At 62.6% G+C, this 19,620-nt stretch carries 18 protein-coding genes; 9 read left to right on the top strand and 9 right to left on the bottom strand.

The genetic code is table 11. From position 1 onward, the window contains the following. Nucleotides 1–10: 10 nt before the first annotated feature. Nucleotides 11–814: a 3-oxoadipate enol-lactonase gene (gene pcaD, locus M1B35_RS27410; RefSeq protein WP_123336443.1), complete on the top strand. Its 804-nt coding sequence runs from the start codon at nt 11–13 to the stop codon at nt 812–814. Between the two features lie 23 nt (nt 815–837). After that, nucleotides 838–1,233 carry a 4-carboxymuconolactone decarboxylase gene (gene pcaC / locus M1B35_RS27405; protein ID WP_123336441.1) on the top strand — a complete coding sequence of 132 codons (396 nt, stop codon included), beginning with the start codon at nt 838–840 and terminating at the stop codon, nt 1,231–1,233. Between the two features lie 111 nt (nt 1,234–1,344). Here pcaC and M1B35_RS27400 read toward each other — a convergent pair whose 3' ends face one another. The 4 genes from M1B35_RS27400 to M1B35_RS27385 all read right to left on the bottom strand — a co-directional run bounded on the left by M1B35_RS27400 (nt 1,345) and on the right by M1B35_RS27385 (nt 8,673). Next, entirely contained in the window at nt 1,345–2,610 is a 1,266-nt protein-coding gene (locus M1B35_RS27400) for an OprD family porin (RefSeq protein WP_123336439.1), read from the bottom strand. Between the two features lie 298 nt (nt 2,611–2,908). Beyond that, entirely contained in the window at nt 2,909–4,369 is a 1,461-nt protein-coding gene (adeC, locus tag M1B35_RS27395; protein WP_123336437.1) for an AdeC/AdeK/OprM family multidrug efflux complex outer membrane factor, read from the bottom strand. Continuing rightward, nucleotides 4,366–7,524 carry an efflux RND transporter permease subunit gene (locus tag M1B35_RS27390; RefSeq protein WP_123336435.1) on the bottom strand — a complete coding sequence of 1,053 codons (3,159 nt, stop codon included), beginning with the start codon at nt 7,522–7,524 and terminating at the stop codon, nt 4,366–4,368. Before M1B35_RS27390 ends, adeC begins: the two co-directional genes overlap by 4 nt. Before the next feature lie 3 nt (nt 7,525–7,527). After that, entirely contained in the window at nt 7,528–8,673 is a 1,146-nt protein-coding gene (locus M1B35_RS27385) for an efflux RND transporter periplasmic adaptor subunit (protein ID WP_268263625.1), read from the bottom strand. A gap of 267 nt (nt 8,674–8,940) precedes the next feature. Here M1B35_RS27385 and emhR point away from each other — a divergent pair, with 267 nt between their 5' ends. Beyond that, nucleotides 8,941–9,573 (top strand): efflux system transcriptional repressor EmhR, encoded by a 633-nt coding sequence (emhR, locus tag M1B35_RS27380; RefSeq protein WP_123336431.1) that lies wholly within the window; start codon nt 8,941–8,943, stop codon nt 9,571–9,573. Between the two features lie 163 nt (nt 9,574–9,736). Next, nucleotides 9,737–10,615 carry a DMT family transporter gene (locus M1B35_RS27375; RefSeq protein ID WP_268263624.1) on the top strand — a complete coding sequence of 293 codons (879 nt, stop codon included), beginning with the start codon at nt 9,737–9,739 and terminating at the stop codon, nt 10,613–10,615. A gap of 91 nt (nt 10,616–10,706) precedes the next feature. Here the strand turns inward: M1B35_RS27375 and M1B35_RS27370 are convergent, their stop codons facing one another. Genes M1B35_RS27370 through M1B35_RS27360 form a run of 3 tightly spaced genes read right to left on the bottom strand, consistent with a single transcriptional unit; the run spans nt 10,707 to nt 13,277 of the window. Then, on the bottom strand, nt 10,707–11,756 hold the full coding sequence (locus M1B35_RS27370; protein WP_123336427.1) for an alkene reductase: 1,050 nt from the start codon (nt 11,754–11,756) through the stop codon (nt 10,707–10,709). A 33-nt stretch (nt 11,757–11,789) separates the two neighbouring features. Beyond that, nucleotides 11,790–12,956 (bottom strand): MFS transporter, encoded by a 1,167-nt coding sequence (locus M1B35_RS27365; RefSeq protein WP_123336425.1) that lies wholly within the window; start codon nt 12,954–12,956, stop codon nt 11,790–11,792. A gap of 18 nt (nt 12,957–12,974) precedes the next feature. Continuing rightward, nucleotides 12,975–13,277 (bottom strand): ArsR/SmtB family transcription factor, encoded by a 303-nt coding sequence (locus M1B35_RS27360; RefSeq protein ID WP_123336423.1) that lies wholly within the window; start codon nt 13,275–13,277, stop codon nt 12,975–12,977. A 153-nt stretch (nt 13,278–13,430) separates the two neighbouring features. Here M1B35_RS27360 and M1B35_RS27355 point away from each other — a divergent pair, with 153 nt between their 5' ends. Beyond that, on the top strand, nt 13,431–14,012 hold the full coding sequence (locus M1B35_RS27355; protein WP_123336421.1) for an acyl carrier protein phosphodiesterase: 582 nt from the start codon (nt 13,431–13,433) through the stop codon (nt 14,010–14,012). Nucleotides 14,013–14,094: 82 nt separating this feature from the next. Here the strand turns inward: M1B35_RS27355 and M1B35_RS27350 are convergent, their stop codons facing one another. Both M1B35_RS27350 and olsB read right to left on the bottom strand, forming a co-directional pair. Beyond that, nucleotides 14,095–14,889 (bottom strand): lysophospholipid acyltransferase family protein, encoded by a 795-nt coding sequence (locus tag M1B35_RS27350; RefSeq protein WP_123336419.1) that lies wholly within the window; start codon nt 14,887–14,889, stop codon nt 14,095–14,097. After that, nucleotides 14,889–15,644 carry an L-ornithine N(alpha)-acyltransferase gene (gene olsB / locus M1B35_RS27345; RefSeq protein ID WP_123336417.1) on the bottom strand — a complete coding sequence of 252 codons (756 nt, stop codon included), beginning with the start codon at nt 15,642–15,644 and terminating at the stop codon, nt 14,889–14,891. The genes M1B35_RS27350 and olsB overlap by 1 nt, the downstream gene beginning before the upstream one ends. Nucleotides 15,645–15,784: 140 nt before the next feature. Here olsB and M1B35_RS27340 point away from each other — a divergent pair, with 140 nt between their 5' ends. From M1B35_RS27340 to M1B35_RS27325, 4 genes are all read left to right on the top strand, one after another. After that, nucleotides 15,785–16,660 carry an acyl-CoA dehydrogenase middle domain-containing protein gene (locus M1B35_RS27340; protein ID WP_268263623.1) on the top strand — a complete coding sequence of 292 codons (876 nt, stop codon included), beginning with the start codon at nt 15,785–15,787 and terminating at the stop codon, nt 16,658–16,660. A gap of 117 nt (nt 16,661–16,777) precedes the next feature. Continuing rightward, nucleotides 16,778–17,878, top strand: a complete 1,101-nt coding sequence (locus M1B35_RS27335; protein WP_268263622.1) for a serine hydrolase domain-containing protein — start codon at nt 16,778–16,780, stop codon at nt 17,876–17,878. Beyond that, nucleotides 17,875–18,210, top strand: coding sequence for an amidase (locus M1B35_RS27330; protein WP_259740454.1), 336 nt, complete (start codon nt 17,875–17,877; stop codon nt 18,208–18,210). The genes M1B35_RS27335 and M1B35_RS27330 overlap by 4 nt, the downstream gene beginning before the upstream one ends. Before the next feature lie 175 nt (nt 18,211–18,385). Next, nucleotides 18,386–19,561, top strand: coding sequence for a M20 aminoacylase family protein (locus M1B35_RS27325; RefSeq protein ID WP_268263621.1), 1,176 nt, complete (start codon nt 18,386–18,388; stop codon nt 19,559–19,561). The last annotated feature ends 59 nt before the right edge of the window (nt 19,562–19,620 follow it).

Below are 19,620 nucleotides of genomic sequence, written 5' to 3'. Positions count from 1 at the left end.
GGAGACTGCTGTGGGATTCGTACAACTCGCCGATGGCGAACTGCACTACTTGATCAACGAGCGGCAGAGCGAGGGTCCTGATGAGGCCCCGGTGCTGGTGCTGTCCAACTCCCTGGGCACCGACCTGCACATGTGGGACGCGCAGATCCCGGCGTTCACCGAGCATTTCCGGGTCCTGCGTTTCGACACACGTGGCCATGGCAAGTCCCTGGTCACCGAGGGCCCTTACAACATCGAACAGCTGGGGCACGACGTGCTGGCCCTGCTGGACGCCTTGAATATCCAGCGTGCGCATTTCTGCGGCCTGTCCATGGGTGGCCTGATCGGCCAGTGGCTGGGCATCAACGCTGGCGAGCGCCTGCACAAGCTGGTGGTGTGCAACACCGCGGCGAAGATCGGCGAGCCGGCCATCTGGAACCCACGGATCGAAACCGTGCTGCGTGACGGCCAGGCGGCCATGGTGGCCCTGCGTGATGCCTCGATCGCGCGCTGGTTCACCCCGGACTTCGCCGAAGCCCACCCGAACCAGGCCAAGCGCATCACCGACATGCTGGCGGCCACTTCGCCACAAGGTTATGCGGCCAACTGCGCTGCGGTGCGCGATGCCGACTACCGTGAGCAGGTGTCGGCGATCAAGGTGCCGACCTTGGTGATTTCCGGCACCGAAGATGCGGTGACGCCGCCGTCGGGCGGGCATTTCATCCAAGAGCGGGTCGCCGGTGCCGAGTACGCCGAGTTCTATGCTGCCCACCTGTCCAACGTTCAAGCCGGTGCCGCGTTCAGCGACCGGGTTGTGGAATTTCTGCGGGCTTGAGTGCCCCATTTAAGGAGCCCCTTGTGGACGAGAAACAACGTTACGACGACGGCATGCAAGTGCGTCGCGCGGTGCTGGGCGATGCCCACGTCGACCGCAGCCTGAGCACCCTGACCGAGTTCAACTCGGAGTTTCAGGAAATGATAACCCGCCACGCTTGGGGCGATATCTGGACCCGTCCGGGTTTGCCGCGGCACACCCGCAGCCTGATCACCATTTCCATGCTGATCGGCATGAACCGCAATGAAGAGCTCAAGCTGCACTTGCGGGCGGCCGCCAACAACGGCGTCAGCCGTGGCGAGATCAAGGAAGTGATCATGCAGAGCGCGATTTACTGCGGCATTCCGGCGGCCAATGCCACCTTCCACCTGGCAGAATCGGTGTGGGACGAGCTGGGCGTGGAGTCTCGCGAGGGCTGATTGCCCTGGCGCGTTAAAACACAAAGGCCAGCCCGGTAACGGGCTGGCCTTTGGCGTTTCTGCTGTTCGGGTATGGGCCGGAAGCGCCCCGCAGGACGCTCCGGCGCAACGTTACAACAGGCTCAGAGGGTAGCTGACGATCACCCGGTTTTCGTCGAACTCGTTGGTGCTGAAGTCGCGGCGCATGGTCGAGTTGCGCCATTTGAGGCTGAGGTTCTTCAGGGTGCCGCTCTGGATGGTGTAAGCCAGTTCCGACTCGCGGCCCCACTCCTTGCCGTCGGTAACCCCCCCAGTGTGCACGTTGCTGCCGCTGATGTAGCGGTTCATCAGGGTCAGGCCCGGAACGCCGAGGCCGGCGAAGTTGTAGTCGTGGCGCACCTGCCAGGATTTTTCCTGGGCGTAGTCATAGCTGGCGTTGTAGCTGTCGTTCGCCAGGGTGCCGCCGCTGGTGCCGTTGACGCGCATCCAGGCGCTGTCGCCGGTGAGTTTCTGCAGGCCGACATAGAAGGTGTTGCTGCCGTACTTGGCGGAGAACAGGCCAGACCAGGTGCGGTTGTCCAGGTTGCCGGCCAGGGCGCTGCCGTCTTCCTTGCCGTAGAAGTAGCCGAGGTTGGCGCCCAGGGTCCAGTCGCCCAACGGTTGGCTGTGCACCAGGTTGACGTATTGCTGGCTGTAGATGTCTTTCAGCTCGGCATTCCACACGCCGATCAGGGTGCGCTTGTCGTTGAAGGTGTATTCGCCGCCCTGGAAGTTGAAGCGATCGGAGGTGATGCCGGCTCGGCCGTTCATCGACATCTCGGTCATGCTGCTGTCGTTGCGCGGGCTGTTGTCGCGGAATTGGCCGCCGTACAGGGTCAGGCCGTCGATTTCCTTGGAGGTGATCTGGCCACCGCGGAAGGTTTGCGGCAACGAGCGGCCGTCATCGGAGCGCAGGATCGGCAGCACCGGCATCCATTCCCCGACCTTCAGTTCGGTCTGCGACAGCTTGGCCTTGAAGGCCACGCCCAGGCGGCCGAAGTTGTCGGCCGGGCGGCCGTCATTGTCGGTCGGCAGCAGTTGGGTGCCGCGGGTGCCTTTGCCGCCATCAAGTTTCACCGAGTAGGTGCCCAGTACGTCCATGCCGAAGCCGATGGTGCCCTGGGTGAAACCGGACTTGGCGTCGAGGATAAAGCTTTGCGTCCACTCTTCAGCCTTGCCCTGGGCGTTGTCCGGGTTGGTGAAGTTGCGGTTGATGTAGAAGTTGCGCAGGTTCAGGTTGGCCTTGGCGTCTTCCAGAAATCCGGATTCCTCAGCCATGACCGGTACGGCAGCGCTGGCCAGGGCCACGGCCACGAGGCTTGGCAAGAAGAGGTGTTGAGGGGCGGTGATTGGCTTCATGTTGTCGCTCTCTAATTGTTAGGGGTGCAGCACTGCACTGCGGCAAAAACGCTTGTCGCAAGGGTTCGGAAGTAGGGGGGCAACGCTGACGATCAGCCGGAGCGGGCAGGGCGCTGGGTCATGGTGAAGAACCTGTTGTTATTGGTTTTTGTCAGTGCGGGGAATGGTGGTTTGCGCGAAGAGGCGTTTCAATCGGGGGGAAGCGGGTTTTGGGCGATAATCGAACACTACTGTAGGCGATGCTCCCCGCATAAAAAAACCCACCGCAAGGTGGGTTTTTCGGGTGGCCGCCAATCGATCAGAACAGTCGCAGCTTCGGCGCTTGTTCCGCCACCGGCTCGTTTTTCGCCGTCTGCTCGTTCCAGCCGCCGCCGAGGGCCTTGTACAGGTTGACCTCGCTGGTCAGCTGGGATAGGCGGTCGGTGATCAAGGCCTGTTGGGCGCTGAACAACGAACGCTGGGCATCGAGGAAGGTCAGGTTGCTGTCGACCCCGATCCGGTAGCGACGCTCGGCCAGGCGGTAGTAATCCTGGTTGGCGTTGACGAAATCACGCTGGGCCTGCAACTGCTGGTTGTAGGTCTGGCGTGCCGCCAGCCCATCGGAGACTTCCTGGAAGGCGGTCTGGATGGACTTTTCGTATTGCGCGACGGTGATTTCTTTCTGGATTTTCGAGTAATCCAGGCTGGCGCGCAGGCTGCCGGCGTTGAAGATCGGCAGGTTGATCTGCGGCTGGAACAGCCAGGTCCCCGACCCCCCCTTGAACAGGCCGGACAGGTCCGGACTCAGGCTGCCGGCGTTGGCGGTCAGGCTGATGCTCGGGAAGAACGCCGCCCGTGCCGCGCCGATGTTGGCGTTGGCCGCCTTGAGGCTGTGCTCGGCCTGGAGAATATCCGGGCGTCGTTGCAGCAACTCCGACGGCAGGCCGGCCGGCAACTCGCTCAGCAGGTCGGCCGACAGTGGTTGTGCCCCTGGCAGGTTGCCCGGAACCGCCGTGCCCAGCAGCAGGGTCAGGCTGTTTTCGTCCTGGGCCACTTGGCGGGTGTAACGCGCCAGTTGCACCCGGGCATTTTCCACCGACGTGCGCGCCTGGCTCAGGTCCAGGGCCGAGGCCACGCCGACTTCATTGCTGCGCGAGGTGAGCTTGAAGCTCTCTTCGTAGGCGTTCAGGGTGTCCTGGGTCAGCTTCAGCAGTTCCTTGTCGGCCTGCCAGGTCAGGTAGGCGTTGGCCACGCTGGCCACCAGGCTGATCTGGGTGCTGCGCCGAGCCTCTTCGCTGGAGAAGTAGGTCTGCAGGGCTTGCTCGCTCAGGCTGCGAACGCGACCGAACAGGTCCAGTTCGTAGGCGCTGATGCCCAGGGTTGCCGAGTACTGGCTGCTGATCGCCGCTTCGCCGGTCTGGGAAACCCGTGCCGGCGTGCGCTGGCGGCTGCCGCTGCCGGTCGCCGATACCGCAGGGAACAGGTCCGCTCGCTGGATCTGGTACTGGGCGGCATACGCGTCGATGTTCAAGGCCGCGACCTTGAGGTCGCGGTTGTTCTCCAAGGCGGTCTGAATCAATTGCTGCAGGGCCGGGTCATGGAAGAACTGGCGCCAGCCCTGTTCGGCGGCCGCCTGGTTGGCGGCCTCCGCTGGCGAGTAGGCCGGGCCTTGCGGGTACTGCGCCGCTACCGGCGCTTGCGGCTGCTGATAGTCAGGGATCAGCGAGCAACCACTCAGCACTGCCGCCGTGATTGCCAGGGAGAGTAGCGACTTGCTCATTGGCCAGCCTCTTTAGGAGTTTCAGTGGTGACGTTCTTGCGGCGGCCCATCGCGGTCACGATCACGAAGAACAGCGGTACCCAGAAGATCGCCAGAACGGTGGCGGTAATCATACCGCCAATTACCCCGGTACCAATGGCGTGCTGGCTGCCCGAACCGGCACCGCTGGAGATTGCCAGCGGCAGTACGCCGAGGATAAAGGCCATGGACGTCATGATGATCGGTCGCAGACGCATCCGGGACGCTTCGACGGCCGATTCGATGATGCCCTTGCCCTGTTCATGCAGTTCCTTGGCGAACTCGACGATGAGGATCGCGTTCTTCGCCGCCAGCCCCACCGTCACCAGCAAACCCACCTGGAAGAACACATCGTTGGACAGCCCGCGCAGGCTGGTTGCCATCAGTGCACCGAGAACCCCCAGTGGCACCACCAGCACTACCGCGATCGGGATCGACCAGCTTTCGTACAGCGCTGCCAGGCAGAGGAAGACCACCAGCAACGACAGGGCGTACAACGCAGGCGCCTGGGAGCCGGACAGACGTTCTTCATAAGACAGGCCGGTCCAGGCGTAACCGACGCCCGCTGGCAGTTTCTTGGCGATCTGCTCGACTTCCGCCATGGCGTCACCGGTACTGTAGCCAGGTGCTGGCGTACCGAGGATTTCCATCGCCGCTACACCGTTATAGCGCGAGAGTTTCGGCGAACCGAAGATCCAGTGGCCCGAGGCGATGGCCGACAGTGGCACCATTTTCCCGGAGTCGCTGCGCACGAACCATTTATTCAGGTCTTCAGGGGACATCCGGCCTGCGGCCTCACCCTGGAGATAGACCTTCTTCACCCGACCACGGTCGATGAAGTCGTTGACGTAGCTACCGCCCAGGGCAATCGCCAGGGTCTGGTTGATGCTCGACAGGCTGATGCCCTGCGCGCTGGCCTTCTCGTCGTCGATGGTGAGCTCGTACTGCGGCTCATCGTTGACGCCGTTGGGGCGCACGCCTGCGAGGATCTTGCTTTGCGAGGCCATGCCGAGGAACTGGTTACGGGCCTCCATCAACTTGTCGTGGCCGACGCCGCCCTGGTCTTGCAGGAACACGTCGAAACCGGTGGCGTTACCCAACTCCAGGACCGACGGCGGCACGATGGCAAATACCATGGCGTCCTTGAAGGTCTGGGAGAAGTAGCCCTGGGCACGCTTCGCCACTTCGAACACCGACTGCGACGCATCCCGCTCGTCCCAGGGCTTGAGCATCACGAACGCCAAGCCGGAGCTTTGGCCACGACCCGCGAAGTTGAAGCCGTTCACGGTGAACACCGACTTCACAGCCTTGCCTTCGCCTGGCTCGCCTTCCTTGTCGTTCAACAAGAAGATGCGCATGTCGTCGATGACTTTCTGCGTGCGTTCCGCCGAAGAGCCGACCGGCGTCTGCACCTGGGCAAAGATCACGCCCTGGTCTTCCTCGGGCAGGAATGCCGCCGGAATCCGGGTGAACAGCCAAATCATGCCGGCGAAGATGATCACGTAGACCAGCAGCGACGGAAACTTGTGCTTGATCATGTTGCCGACGCCGCGCTCGTAGCTCAGAACGCCACGGTCGAAGTTACGGTTGAACCAGCCAAAGAAACCGCGTTTGGGTTGGCCGTGCTTTTCCGGGTCGATCGGCTTGAGCATGGTGGCGCACAAGGCCGGGGTGAAGATCAGGGCAACCAGTACCGACAGCGCCATCGCCGAGACAATGGTGATGGAGAACTGTTTGTAGATCACGCCCGTGGAGCCGCCGAAGAACGCCATGGGCAGCAGTACCGCGGACAGCACCAGGGCAATACCCACCAATGCACCCTGGATCTGGCCCATGGATTTGACCGTCGCCTCCTTGGGCGACAGATGCTCCTCGGCCATGACCCGCTCGACGTTTTCCACCACCACGATCGCATCGTCCACCAATAGACCGATGGCCAGGATCATGCCGAACATGGTCAGGGTGTTGATGGTGAAACCGAAGGCCGCGAGGATGCCGAAGGTCCCCAGGAGTACAACCGGCACGGTCATCGTGGTGATGATGGTGGCGCGGAAGTTCTGCAGGAACAGGTACATCACCAGGAACACCAGGACGATCGCCTCGATCAGGGTGTGAACCACACCGGAGATCGATTCGGTCACCACGGGGGTGGTGTCATACGGGACCACGGCTTTCATGCCCGGCGGGAAGAACGGCTCCAGGGACGCGACTGTGGCGCGAATGGCCTTGGCGGTGTCCAGGGCGTTGGCGCCCGAGGCCAGCTTGATTGCCATGCCGGAAGCCGGCTTGCCGTTGAATTGTGCACTGATGCTGTAGTTCTGGCCGCCCAGCTCAACACGAGCCACGTCGCCCAGGCGAACCTGGGAACCGTCGGTGTTGACCCGCAGCAGGATCTTTTCGAACTGCTCGGCGGTTTGCAGGCGCGTCTTGCCGATGATGGTGGCGTTCAGCTGGGTGCCGGGCAGGGCAGGCAAGCCGCCCAACTGGCCGGTGGCCACTTGCACGTTCTGCGCCTGGATGGCGGTGCTGACATCCACCGGAGTCATCTGGAAGTTGTTCAACTTGGCCGGGTCCAGCCAGATACGCATGGCGTACTGGGAACCGAAGACCTGGAAGTCACCCACGCCCGAGGTCCGCGAGATCGGGTCCTGGATGTTGGAAACGATGTAGTTGGACAGGTCGTCCTTGTTCATGCTGCCGTCTTCCGACACCAGCCCGATCACCATCAGGAAGTTCTTCACCGACTTGGTCACGCGGATACCCTGCTGCTGCACTTCTTGCGGCAGCAGTGGGGTCGCCAGGTTCAGCTTGTTCTGCACCTGAACCTGGGCGATGTCCGGGTTGGTACCCTGGTTGAACGTCGCGGTGATGGTCATGCTGCCGTCGGAGTTACTGTCCGAGGCGACGTAACGCAGGTTGTCGATACCGTTGAGCTGTTGCTCGATGACCTGAACCACGGTGTCCTGCACGGTTTGTGCGGAAGCGCCTGGGTAGGTGACCTGGATATCAATGGCCGTTGGTGCAATGGCCGGGTACTGGTTGATGGGGAGCTTGAGGATCGATAGTGCCCCGACCAGCATGATCACCAGGGCAATTACCCAGGCGAAAATGGGACGGTCGATAAAGAATTTCGACATGAATTACTCCCCTTTGCCAGCGGCAGCAGCAGGAGCGGTGGTGCCAGCGGCCTGGGCGTTGGTGGCATCCTTGACCTGGACTTCGATGCCCGGCTTGATGAATTGCAAGCCTTCGGTGATCACGCGGTCACCGGCGTTCAAGCCTTTTTCCACCAGCCAATAGGCGCCGGCGGTGCGGTTGGCGACCAATACGCGCTGTTCAACCTTGTTGTCCTGGTTGACCACCATCGCGGTTGGAATGCCCTTGAGGTCACGGGTCACACCTTGCTGCGGCGCGAGGATGGCCTTGGCGTTCACACCTGCCTGCAGCTGCGCGTGGACAAACATGCCCGGCAGCAGGGTGTGGTCTGGGTTGGGGAACACAGCGCGCAGGGTCACGGAACCGGTGGTTTCGTCCACGGACACTTCGGAGAATTCCAGCTTGCCGTCCTGGCCGTATTCGCTGCCGTCCTCCAGGGTCAGCTTGACCTTGGCGGAGTTAGCACCGGCTTTCTGCAACTGGCCGCTTTCCAGGTCGCGACGCAGCTTCAGCATCTCGGCGGAGGATTGCGTGACGTCGACGTAGATGGGGTCCAGTTGCTGGATCACGGCCATGGCGTCGGTCTGGCCGTTGCTGACCAGTGCACCTTCGGTCACCGAGGAGCGGCCGATGCGCCCGGAAATCGGGGCGAAGACCTTGGTGTAGCGCACGTTGATCTGGGCCGTCTGCAAGCTGGCTTCCGACTGCAGGCGGTTAGCCATTGCGGTGTCGTATTCCTGGCGACTCACGGCTTGCTCATCCACCAACTGCTTGTAGCGGTCGGAGATCGACTTGGTGGATTGCAGGTTGGCTTGGGCACTTTTCAGGGTTGCCTCATAGACCGACGGATCAATTTGGTAAAGCTGTTGCCCTTCCTTGACGTCGCCGCCTTCCTTGAAAAGGCGCTTGAGAATGATGCCGTTGACCTGAGGACGAACTTCGGCAATGCGGTACGCAGTGGTACGACCCGGCAGCTCCGACGTCAGGGTGAAGGCTTGAGGTTGTAGGGTGACTACGCCGACCTGAGGGGTCTGAGGGGCCGGAGCCGCCTCTTCCTTTTTACATCCGCTGAGCAGCGATGCCAGGGCGACGGCAGTAACCAGAGCGGTAACAGCTGGCTTGAGTTGCATGAAGATCCTCGGGTCAGGCACGCGAGATGCGCACAAGAAAAGTGGAAGGGTAAAAAAAGAGTGCTGAGTGGATAAGTAGCTTGCTAAGGAATATACTTACGTTCATGGTTGTTTGTAAATACCTTTCGGCTGCGTGTCCACACGGTTACAGAGGCCGTTTCAAAGGTTGAATTGTAGGCTGGGTAAACGGCACCAGAGAGGCCGTTCCATATTTATTCAGAAGGTCTTCATGCATCGCTTGAGGATCCTGATCGAGGTTTGACTGCCATGGTCCGCCGTACCAAAGAGGAAGCTCAAGAAACCCGTAACCAGATACTCGAGGCGGCTGAAAAAGCCTTTTACGAGCGCGGTGTTGCGCGTACCACCCTGGCCGATATTGCGACATTGGCGGGGGTGACTCGGGGCGCTATTTACTGGCACTTCAGTAACAAGGCCGACCTGGTGCAAGCCATGCTCGATAGCTTGCGCGAGCCGTTGGATGAGATGGCCAAGGCCAGTGAAAATGTAGATGAGATGGACCCGTTGGGCTGCATGCGCAACCTGCTGATTCATTTGTTTCATCAAGTTGCCCTGGACCCGAAGACCCGACGCATCAATGAGATTTTGTTTCATAAGTGCGAGTTCACCGATGAAATGTGCGACTTGCGTCGTCAGCGGCGCTCGGCCAGCCTGGATTGCAACGTGCACATCGAACTGGCGTTGCGCAATGCAGTGAACCGGGGGCAATTGCCCGAAAACCTGGACACGGCCCGTGCGGCTATCACCCTGCATGCCTTTATCGACGGCATGCTGTATCAGTGGCTGTTGGCGCCGGAAAGTTTCGCGCTGCACGCCGAGGCCGAACGCTGGATCGACATCGGCCTGGATATGCTGCGCGTGAGCCCTAGCCTGCGTCATTAAGACAACCTGTGAAATTGAGTCCAGGTGTGTCAACGCCCACCCCGCTGGAAGATCACTCCCCGTGCTCGCGTTGTTTCAATTGCGTGCTTTTATATACGTGCGGGCTCTATCTTGATAGATAGCGAGCTATGTATTTTGTAGGGGATTTGTGTCGAGCGTGTGAATGAGTGTGAGTGCCTCCGTCTTCAAGGGCTCCGAGCAGCCCATCAAAGGCATCGCCCTGATCTGTCTGGCGGTGCTGCTGTTCGCCAGCCACGACACCCTGTCCAAGTACCTGTCCGGCTTCTACCCCATCGTCATGGTGGTCTGGGCCCGCTACGTGGTGCACACCTTGTTGATGCTGGTGGTGTTCGTTCCGCGCAGCGGTTTTTCAGCAGTGGTGCGCACCAAACGCCCCGGCCTGCAGTTGCTGCGGGCGTTGTGCCTGATCGGGACCAGCCTGTTCTTTACCACGGGCTTGCGCTACATCCCGTTGGCGGAAGCCACGGCGGTCAACTTCCTGGCGCCACTGCTGGTCACGGCCTTGTCAGTGCCGCTACTGGGCGAGCGGGTCACGCGTAGCCAGTGGCTGGCGGTGTTGGCGGGTTTTGTCGGGGTACTGATTGTGGTGCGTCCCGGCGGCGCATTGTTCACGCCGGCGATTCTGCTGCCGCTGTGCTCAGCCCTGTGTTTCGGCTTCTATCAATTGCTCACGCGCAAACTCAGCGGCATCGATAGCCCGACCACCAGCAACTTCCTCACCGGGATTCTCAACAGCCTGATCATGAGTGCGCTGCTGCCGTTTTTCTGGAGCACTCCGAGCCTGCTGCACGGCCTGTTCATGATCGGCTTGGGGGCCTGTGGCATGCTCGGCCATATGTTGCTGACCCAGGCGTTTCGCCATGCTGCTCCGGCGATGCTGGCGCCGTTCAGCTACGGGCAGATTCTGTTTGCCGGTCTCTATGGCTACCTGATTTTCGATCACACCCCCGACACCTATGGGGTGATCGGTATCACGGTGATTTGCCTCAGTGGTTTGGCGGTGGCCTGGGTACAACGCTAGGCTTGAGTCGCTCGCTACCCTTTACCAGCGCCCACAAACAACAAAGCCCCGACTCGTCAGAGCCGGGGGCTTTTTCATGCCGCGCTGAACCTTACAACGTCGGGTAGTCGATGTAGCCGACCGGGCCCTGGCCGTAGAAGGTTTCCGGGTGCGGCTCGTTCAATGGGGCGTCGGCCTTCAAGCGTGCTGGCAGGTCCGGGTTGGCGATGAAGGGGACGCCGAAGGCCACTGCATCGGCCTTGCCACTGGCCAGCCAGGCGTTGGCGCTGTCTTTGGTGAAGCGTTCGTTGGCGATGTAAGGGCCGCCAAAGGCCTCTTTGAGTTGCGGGCCGAGGCTGTCGGCCCCTTCTTTTTCGCGGGAGCAGATAAAGGCGATGCCGCGCTTGCCCAGTTCACGTGCCACGTAGATGAAGGTTTCTGCGAGGTTCTCGTCGCCCATGTCATGGGAGTCGGCGCGGGGTGACAGGTGCACGCCCACGCGGCCAGCGCCCCAGATTTCAATGGCGGCGTCGGTGACTTCCAGCAGCAGGCGGGCACGGTTTTCCAGGGAGCCGCCGTAATTATCGGTGCGCTGGTTGGTGCTGCTTTGCAGGAACTGGTCCAGCAGGTAGCCGTTGGCACCGTGGATTTCCACGCCGTCGAAACCGGCGGCCTTGGCGTTTTCCGCACCCACGCGGTAGGCGTCGATGATGTCGGCGATTTCAGCGGTTTCCAGGGCGCGCGGGGTCGGGTAGTCGGACAGAGGGCGCACCAGGCTGACGTGGCCTTTAGGCTGCAGGGCACTCGGTGCGACCGGGGTTTCACCATTCAGGTAGGACGGGTGCGAGATACGCCCCACGTGCCACAGTTGCAGGAAGATCTTGCCGCCGGCGCCGTGGATGGCCTTGGTCACGTTGCTCCAGCCACGGACCTGGTCGTTGGACCAGATGCCAGGGGTATCCGGGTAGCCAACGCCCATCGGGGTGACCGACGTGGCTTCGCTGAGAATCAGGCCCGCGGAGGCACGTTGCACGTAGTACTCGGCCATCAGCGAGTTGGGCACACGGCCTGCGTCGGCGCGGCAGCGGGTCAGTGGGGCCATGATGATGCGGTTGGACAGCTCCAGGTCGCCCAGTGTGATCGGGTCAAAAATCGTCGTCATGAAGTACACCCTTCTTTAAATGAAATGAACGTATCAATGAGTCGCAGGCGCCAGGTCGGGGTTGCCGCCCTGGCGAAAGGTAATCAGCGTCACCAGCAGCGCGAGCACCGCCAGCAGGGCCGCCGCCAGTGGCACGCTGGTCAGGCCGAAACCGTGGGCGATGACGCTGCCGCCCACCCAGGCGCCCAGGGCGTTGCCGATGTTGAAGGCGCCAATGTTCAGGGTCGACACCAGGTTCGGCGCGGCCTTGCCGAAGCTCACCACGTTGACCTGCAGGGCCGGCACGGCGGCAAAGGACGCTGTGGCCCAGAGGAACAGGGTGATCTCGGTAGGAATCAGCGCGACGCTGGTCCAGCTCAGTACCGTGGACACCACCGCCATGGCGACGAAGACCCCGATCAGGGTGGCGCCCAGGCGTTTGTCCGCCAGCTTGCCGCCGATGATGTTGCCCAGGGTCAGGCCCAGGCCGATCAGCAGCAGGGTCCAGGTCACGCCGTCGGGCGACACACCGGTGACATCCCCCAGCAGCGGGGCGACATAAGTGAAGAGGGTGAACATCGAGGCGGCGAACAACGCGGTCATGCTCAGGGACAGCCAGATGCCAGCGCCCTTGAGGGCAGCGAGTTCCGAACGCATGTCGAGTTTTTCTTCATCGCGCTTGGCCGGCAGAAAGCGGATCAGGCCGATCAGTGCAATCACGCCGATCACGGTCACCGCCCAGAAGGTCGAACGCCAGCCGGCATCCTGGCCCAGGGCGGTGCCCAGCGGCACGCCGAGAACGTTGGCCAGGGTCAAGCCGGTGAACATCAAAGCCACCGCCGAGGCGCGTTTGTTGGCAGGCACCAAGCCGGCGGCGACCACCGAACCGATACCAAAGAAGGCGCCGTGGCACAGGGCCGTGACCACCCGGGCAAACATCAGCACGTTGTAGTCACTGGCCAGGGCGCACAGCAGGTTGCCGACGATAAAAATCCCCATCAACGCCACCAGGGCGGCCTTGCGCGGTAGCTTGGCCGTGGCCAGGGCCATGAAGGGCGCGCCGATGGCCACGCCCAGGGCGTACCCGGTCACCAGCCAGCCGGCACTGGGGATCGACACACCGAGGTCCTTCGCCACATCGGGCAACAGGCCCATGATGACGAACTCGGTGGTGCCGATGGCGAAGGCACTCAAGGCCAGGATGATGAGCGAGAGGGGCATTGATGGATCCTTGTCAGGTCAGAGCTCTTGGCTCATTTGCTTGAGGAATTGCTGGATGTTTTCCTCATTGCGTTTGAAAAAGTGCCATTGGCCGACTTTGCGGCTGCTGATCAGCCCGGCACGTTGCAAGGTGGACAGATGGGCCGACACGGTTGACTGCGACAGGCCGCAGCGCTGATCGATCTGCCCGGCACACACGCCGTGCTCGTTGCTATGGGACTGATCGGGGAATTCGACTGTCGGGTCTTTCAGCCAGTGGAGAATCTCTCGCCGTACTGGGTGCGCCAGGGCTTTTATTATTTCGTCGAGGTCAATGGACATGGCAGGGCTCGGTATCCGTAAAACGTTATATCGCGATAAGACGAACTTTAAATCGGTACTTCGCGATATACCAATATGATTTTGGTCTTAAATCATGCTTTATCGGTATATCGAGTTATAACGATATGTTGGGCGCGGTGCTAAGCTGCGCGGATGAATTATCTCGCACATCTGCACCTCGGCGGCCAGCGCCCCGGCCAATTACTCGGCAGTCTGTACGGCGACTTTGTCAAAGGGCGGCTGCAAGGCCAGTTCGTCCCGGACGTCGAAGCCGGCATCCGCCTGCACCGCAGCATCGACATCTACACCGACAGCCACCCTTTGGTGGGGGCGGCATTGTCGCGGTTTTCCCTGACCCGGCGACGTTACGCCGGCATTGTCCTGGACGTGTTTTTCGATCACTGCCTGGCGCGGGACTGGGCGCAATACGCCGACCGGCCGCTGGAACTCTTTACCCGCGATGTGTATCGGGTGTTGGCGGCGGAGCCCCAGTTACCGGGGCGCCTGGCGCAGATCGCGCCCCATATGGCGGCCCATGACTGGCTGGGTTCCTATCGGGATTTCGAGGTGCTGGAGCAGGTGTTGCAGGGCATCGCCCGGCGCTTGTCGCGGCCGGAGGAACTGGCGGCGGCCATGGGGGAGCTGGAGCGTTTGTACCAGCCGTTGAGCGAAGATTTTCGGGCCTTCTACCCGCAACTGCAGGCGTTCGCTGCGCAACATTCCACCCCGTTGTAGGCGTTGGCTTGCCAGCGAAGGCGGCCTGATGGGCGTTGTTTGCCTCAGGGCGCTCTTCGCCGGCAAGCCGGTTCCTATACGTTCAGGCGGCGATCAGTTCGCCGGCGCGACGCGGTTCGGCCGGTTGTGCCACATCGCCAAACAAGGCTTTCTGCACCGCCTGTTGTGCCTGGAATGCCAGTGCTGCGCGCTCCTGGCCCTGGCAGGCGATCGGCTTGAGCAAGTGGATGTGCACCTGGCCTTGATCGTTGGCGAACAGGCGCATCAGGTGTGACAGCAGGTCATCGTCGCCGATAAAGGGTGCCAAGGCATCGATCTGCCCGTCTCGCAGGTAACGAATCGCCACCGGTTGCAGCGCCACGTCGGCATCGATGGCGCTGGCCAACAGGCGCCCGTGGAAGGTGCGCAGGGCACGTCCGTCGGTGGTGGTGCCTTCGGGAAACATCAGCAAGGGATGTTCCTGCTGCAAGTGCCGGGTCATCTGTTTGCGGATCAGTTGGCTATCGCCCGAACCGCGACGGATAAACAGGCTGCCGGCCTTGGCCGCCAGCCAGCCCGCCACGGGCCAGGTGCGCACTTCGGCCTTGGACAGGAACGACAGCGGCGCCAGCATGCCCAGCAGGGGAATGTCCGTCCACGACACATGGTTGCTGACCCACAGCATCGGCTGTTCGGGCAACTGCCCATGGACCGTGACGCGAAAGGGCAGGGCATTGCTCAGGCGGGCCATGAAAAAGCGTGACCAGCGCTGGCGACGCACCATTGAGTGGGCGATGCCCAGGCGCTCGAACAGGCCGAACACACCGGCCATGCACAAGCCCAGGGCTACCACCAACAGCACTCGGGCGATGCGCCCGTAGACCCGCAGGCGGCTCATCACACGGCCGCCTTGAAGTGGCGGGCGTAACGCGGGCACAACTCGTCGCGCTTGAGCAGGATAAACACGTCGGCCACCTGGAAGTCCTCGTCCCAGCAGGGTTCACCGCAGATCTTCGCGCCCAGGCGCATATAGGCCTTGAGCAGGGGCGGCATTTCGGCGATCACGTTGGACGGCACATCCAGGTTCGGCAGCGGCTTTTTCGGTTCGGCCCGCAGGTATTCGGTGCACAGATAGCGTTCGCGCAGGCGCTGCATGATCGCCTGGGCCTGCACACCGCCGTCCTGCATCGGGATGCTCGCGCAGCCCATCAGGTAGCTGTAGCCACCCTGGTTGAGCACTTCGGCCAATTCGCCCCAGAGCACGGCGATGGTGCCGCCGTTGCGGTACGCCGGGTCGACGCAGGTGCGACCGATTTCGAGGATTGGGCCCTTGAGCTGGAGCAGGCCGTGGAGGCTGAATTCTTCTTCGCTGTAGAAGCGTCCCAGGCTGCTGGCGGCCTGGTGGTCGAGCAAACGGGTGGTGGCGACCAGCCGACCGCTGTTCAAATCCCGCACGCCGATGTGGCTGCAGTGAACATCGTAGTCATCCATGTCCAGGCCCAGTTCCGCGCCTTTCAGCTTGGCGTTGAACTCGCCGCTGAACACGTTGAAGCGCAAGGCTTGAGCTTCCTCAAGGGCCTGGGCGCCAATCAGGCGTTCGGCTTGCAAGCGGCGTTCATGGCCGGTGTCGCTGATGCGGGCGATCTGAGTCATTGTGAATCTCCGTGCGGGCCACTGACCCGCCTTGGGTTGCAGCCGATCGACTTTGTTGTGCAAAGTCAGGCTATGTAGCCCCGGTGTCATCGCCATGAAGCTTTGGTGATGCTTGTATGACAGCCCCAGAGGAAGCCCCCATGCCTTGGCCAGCCCTGCTCAACTGCCGTGAACGCCTGCCCGTCCAAGCCGATCTGGCTGAAGCCTTTGCCACGTTGTTGCAGCATGTGGGGCCGGTCACTCCCTTCGAGTTGGCGGTGCGCGGCGGGCGCTTGATGGCCACCCCGGGGCTGGCGTTCCTGGTGGGTTACCAGGCCGCCTTGCGCATGCTCTGGCCCAGTGCGCCGCCGGGCCTGGGGGCCCTGTGCGCCACTGAGCAGCGCAGCTTGCGGCCGGCGGACATGCAAACCCGTCTGCAAGATTTGCGACTGACCGGGCGCAAGGATTTCGTCACCGCCGGCGATGCGGCCGACTGGCTGCTGGTGGCGGCCCGCAGTGAAGGCCCGGAAGAGGCCCCGCGCCTGAACCTCGCCGTGGTGTACGCCGGCGACCCAGGCGTCAGCGTGGAAAAACTCCCGGCCTTGCCGCTGATGCCGGAGATCAGTCACGGCCGCCTGCTGTTGGACAACGCCTTCTGCGAGTTGCTGGCCGGTGATGGCTGGGACGCTTACGTGAAGCCTTTTCGCACCCTGGAAGACATTTATGTACTCAGCGCCATGAGTGCCTGGCTGTACGGGGTTGGCCAAGACTGTGACTGGCCGCAAGCCCTGCAACTGCAATTGCTGGCCTTGCTGGCGGGCTGCGCCGAAGTCAGCCGGCAGAACCCGTCGGCGGGCAGCGGGCATGTGCTGCTGGGAGGTTTGTTCGCCCAGTTCGATGGGCTTGCGCCGCAGCTGACCGCCGCGTTCGCTGCAGGGCCCGAAGAATGGGCCGGGTTATGGCGGCGAGACCAGGCGATCCTGGCGTTCGCTGCACCGGCCCGTGCCCAGCGTCTGGCCAAGGCCCTTGCCCGTTAACGAGCACTTGTTCAAGGCGCTGGCTAGTCCCGCCTGGCGCCAGCGCCCCTTGCGCTGCTGCAAAACTGTCATCTGGCCAGGCTAGTCTTGACGGTTGCCGCTTCCCGAGTGCCCACCATGGCCAAAGGCTCGACCCTATTGTTGATGCTGCTTCTATGGCTGCCCTGTGTCAGCCAGGCGCAAGAGTGGCCGGGTGTGCAATGGCCTCAGGGGCCGGCGCTCAGCGGCCCGGCACTGACTGCCCTGGAGGATTACGCCTTCCCGCCCCGGGATGACGTGACCCGCGCAGGCATTCGCAGCGACGCCTTGCTGGTGATCCAGGACGGCCGGCTGATCTATGAGCGCTACGCCGCGCCGACCACCGCCCAGACCCCGCACCTGACCTGGTCCATCAGCAAAAGCCTGATGGCGACCTTGCTGGGGGTGGCCTATGGCGAAGGGCGTTTTGCCCTGCAGGACAAGGCCGTCCGCTACTATCCACCCCTTGCGCAGCACCCTGACCTGAGCCTGGCCGACCTGCTGCATTGGGCCTCGGGCCTGGATTGGCAAGAAGACTACGAGTACGCGCCCTTGCATTCTTCTGTGGTGGCGATGCTCTACACCTGTGGCTCGCAGGACATGGCGGCCTTTACCGCTGAGCGAGGGGCATTCGCCAAACCCGGTCAGGCGTTTCGCTATTCCAGTGGCGATAGCAACCTGTTGTCCGCCGCCTTGAAGCATATGCTCGGCGCCCAGGCGTACGCGGACTACCCCTGGACTGCACTTTTCGAACCCTTGGGCATACAGCACGCGGTCTGGGAGCGGGACGCCAGCGGCACTTTCGTCGCGTCTTCCTACGCGTACTTACGTGCCCAGGATTTGGCACGGGTGGGCTTGCTCATGCTGCGTGACGGCCGTTGGCACGAGCGGCAGTTACTGCCCAAGGACTGGGTGGCCTTCAACCGTGAGCCGTTCCCCGGCTACCAGGACGGCCAGGATGAGGCCGTGCCCGGCGGCCATTGGTGGCTCAATCGCTCATTGGCCGGGGCCCCTCGGCCCTGGCCCGATGCTCCGGCCGATACCTACGCTGCGTTGGGCCATTGGGGGCAGGCCCTCTATATCGTGCCCAGCGCGGGGCTGGTGATCGTGCGCTACGCCGATGACCGCGAGGGTGGCTATCAGCACAACCAACTGCTTAAGCGGGTGCTGGCCGCCGTTACGGCCCGGGTGCAGCCATGATGGCGCGGACAGGGCAGCGATCTTGGCGTCGTCCTTTCAGCCTGGGGCTTCTGCTGTTGCTGGCGCTGCTGCTGGGCTGGGGCTGGCAGGAGCGAAAAGCCTTACAAGCCTTTCCCGATATTCTCAGTGCCTACACCGCCAAGGAGTACTGCTCCTGTCGCTACGTGATGCACAACCCAGCAGACAGTTGTCGGGCGTATGTGCAGCAGTACCTGCCCATCAGTCGCCTGGACGATGACCCCGAGCGGCGCCAAGTCAGCGCCAGTGGCTTGGGCCGCAGCCACCGTGCGATCTGGCTGGACGAACGCCAAGGCTGCCGTTTGCAACCCTGAGTTCTCACCCCGGTATCGGGCGGCTTCGGCCAGTGGTTCCACCCAGCGGAACCACATTTGATTGTTCTCTGATCGACCTCGCGGTTAGCTGGCGCAGAGCGTTCACTACGCCTTGCGGCGCCCTGCAATGCTCCGAAAAAGAACGGGAATACACCCGCCCCCGAGGAGATTGGCCATGACCGAATACCCGCATATTGTTGCCTGGCTCGAGGACGTCGTCGGCGACCTGCGTGCCACGCGCCAAGACATTCACGCCCACCCAGAACTCGGTTTCGAGGAGCAACGCACCTCGGCCCTGGTGGCCCGCGCCCTTGAAGAGTGGGGCTATGACGTCCACACCGGGGTTGGCAAGACCGGCGTGGTGGGCGTGCTGCGCAGTGGCAACAGCGCGCGGACCCTCGGTTTGCGCGCCGACATGGACGCTTTGCCCATCGTCGAGAACAGCGGCGTGCCCTACAGCAGCCGCTACCAGGGTTGCATGCACGCCTGTGGCCACGACGGCCACACCACCATGCTGCTTGGGGCCGCACGTTACCTGGCCGCGACCCGGCTGTTCGAGGGCACCCTGAACCTGATTTTCCAACCGGCGGAAGAGGGGCAGGGCGGCGCCGAGGCCATGCTGGCCGACGGTTTGCTGGAGCGCTTCCCCTGTGAGGCGCTGTTCGCCATGCACAACATGCCGGGTTTGCCGGCCGGGCACCTGGGCTTGCGCGAGGGGCCGATGATGGCTTCCCAGGACCTGCTTGAGGTGGTGATCGAGGGGGTTGGCGGCCATGGTTCGATGCCGCACCTGAGTATTGATCCGGTGGTGGCCGCGTCAGCCGTGGTCATGGCCCTGCAAACGGTGGTGGCGCGCAATATCGACGCCCAGCAGGCGGCGGTGGTCAGCGTCGGAGCCTTGCAGGCCGGTGAAGCCGCCAACGTGATCCCGCAGCAGGCGTTGCTGCGCCTGAGCCTGCGTGCGCTGGACAGCGCGGTACGCGAGCAGATGCTGGAGCGGGTCAAGGCGATCGTCCAGACCCAGGCCGAGAGTTACGGCTGCAGCGCCCGGATTGTGCATCGTCCAGCCTACCCGGTGCTGGTCAACAGCCCGGCAGAGACCGAGTTTGCCCGCCAGGTGGGGGTGGCGCTGGTGGGGGCGGCAGCAGTCAACGGCAATACGCCGACGCTCATGGGCAGCGAGGACTTCGGTTGGATGCTGCAACGCTGCCCTGGCAGCTACCTGCTCATTGGCAACGGGCTGGCCCAGCCCATGGTTCACAACCCCGGATATGACTTCAACGACGACATCCTGCTGACCGGTGCCGCCTATTGGGCTGCCTTGGCCGAACGCTGGCTCAAGCCGGCCTGACACCCGGCTTGTTGCTGCCACCGAACCGGGCGCATGAGCATGCCCGATCCCTTCCCGAG

The sequence above is a fragment of the Pseudomonas morbosilactucae genome (assembly GCF_023241665.1).
GTDB classification, from domain to species: Bacteria; Pseudomonadota; Gammaproteobacteria; order Pseudomonadales; family Pseudomonadaceae; genus Aquipseudomonas; species Aquipseudomonas morbosilactucae.
This window is presented reverse-complemented; position numbering and strand designations above follow the sequence as displayed.